The sequence below is a fragment of the Paenibacillus sp. AR247 genome (assembly GCF_002968895.1).
Lineage (GTDB): Bacteria > Bacillota > Bacilli > Paenibacillales > Paenibacillaceae > Paenibacillus_AQ > Paenibacillus_AQ favisporus.
Map to the genome: position 1 here is coordinate 466,946 of NZ_PCZT01000002.1, position 1,922 is coordinate 468,867.

Genomic DNA, 1,922 nt, shown 5'->3' on the forward strand with positions numbered 1-1,922 from the left:
TCTTGGCGAGCGCGAGCGCGCCACACAGGCCGGCATGTCGCCAAGCTGCGGCGGAACGATGTAATTCTCGATATCGTCCATGATGGCTGGAACCTGTACGTAGCCGTTCAGCTGTTTGCGAAGCTCGGCATGAATCAGCGGGAACAGCTGCAGCTGTTTCATGACGCCGCCGCCCATGACGATTTTTTGCGGAGACAGGATTAAAATGTAGTTCATCAACGCCTGAGCGAGATAGTAAGCTTCCATCGCCCAAGCCGGATGGTCCGGCGTCAATTCCGCACCCGGAACGCCCCAGCGTTTGGACAAGGAAGGTCCGGCTGCCAGCCCCTCCAGGCAATCCCCATGATATGGGCAGAAGCCTTCGAATTTGTCCTCCGGATGACGGCGGACCAAAATATGTCCCATTTCCGGATGGGACAGGCCATGGATCAGCTCGCCGCCCACAACCGCACCCGCTCCGATGCCGGTGCCAACGGTAATGTACAGGCAGCTTTCGAGCCCCTGGGCTGCTCCCCAAGTCGCTTCGCCCAAGGCGGCCCCGTTCACATCAGTATCAAATTCGATCGGCAGATCGAAGTGCGAACGCAAATGTCCGACCATATCGAAATTGCTCCAATAAGGTTTCGGCGTCGTCGTAATTCGTCCGTATGTAGGACTTCCCTTTACCGGGTCAATCGGCCCGAATGAACCTGCTCCGATCGCCGCGATGTCTTTGCCCTTAAAGAAATCGACCACCTGGGCCATCGTTTCCTCCGGCGTCGTTGTCGGGAAGCTGATCCGTTCCACAACGGTACCGTCCTCTTGGCCGATTCCGCATACGAATTTCGTTCCCCCTGCTTCAATTGCTCCTAATAGACTCATCGTAGTCGTTCCCTCCTGCAGCGGGCCTCCCCAGCCCTGTATAAATGCCATATACCTTCTATCTTTATATCAAAACAATCACGGGCATTATAGCCCAGTTAATCCTTGAAAGTCAATCGAATAGCGCACAAAAGAGCCGGCGCTCCAAAAACGCCAGCACTCTGTACCCGTTAGCTGATGGCCAGTCCCATAAGAGAACACAGGCTCTTCATTTCCAGTTCTTCAAACTTGCTGATCACCTGATGGTGATCGAGAGATAGCTGGCACACATCCAGCGAACAGGCAACGGGCACGCAGCAGTGAATCTCGGCCAGCTTGCGCGACAGGTGCAGCATGTCGAGGTCAGCCTCGATCTTGGTGCGGACACTCTTGGACAGCTGGTCCAGATTTTCGAGAATCCCTTCAACGGATTCGTATTCCTGCACCAGCTTGATCGCCGTCTTCTCGCCGATGCCCTTCACGCCGGGGTAATTGTCGCTCGTATCGCCCATGAGCGCCTTCACGTCAATAATCTGCCGCGGGCGCAGCTGCTTCTCTTCATACAGGGATTCCGGTGTATACACTTTGTAATTGCCGTGCCCTTTTTTCATAATAATGACCGTCGTCCGCTCGCTGACGAGCTGCAGCAAATCGTTATCGCCGGACAGGACCATCACGTCCATCTCCCGTCCGAACTGGTCGGCCAGCGTCCCGATGCAGTCGTCCGCTTCATACCCTTCCGCGCTGATATTCGGAACGCCGAGGCTGTCCATCACGTCGCGGATCATCGAAAACTGCGGAATCAGATCGTCCGGGGCGTCCGGACGGTTGCCCTTGTAAGCGGCAAACTGCTGTCCGCGGAACGTGCCGCCGCCGAGATCCCAGCAGCAGACCACATGCGTCGGATTAAACGTTGCACTGCATCCCAAAAATACGAATAAAGCCATAGATCGCGTTTGCGGAACCCCCGCTTCGTGCGGCGAATGTAGCCGCTGGGACGCGGTCGCGAAATAGCTCTGAATAATAAGGCCATGCCATCCACGAGCATCACGGATTGGCTTGTCATTTGCTGTCACTTCTTG

1 protein-coding gene and 1 pseudogene are annotated in these 1,922 nt (G+C 55.7%); both read right to left on the minus strand.

Going from position 1 to position 1,922, the window contains the following annotated elements; translation table 11 throughout:
- Positions 1 to 861 (minus strand): annotated as a pseudogene (locus CPT76_RS02685) (ROK family protein); the annotation flags it as partial.
- Between the two features lie 170 nt (positions 862 to 1,031).
- The coding region (locus CPT76_RS02690; protein ID WP_258168018.1) for a 5'-3' exonuclease at positions 1,032 to 1,922 on the minus strand (891 nt) is incomplete at its 5' end.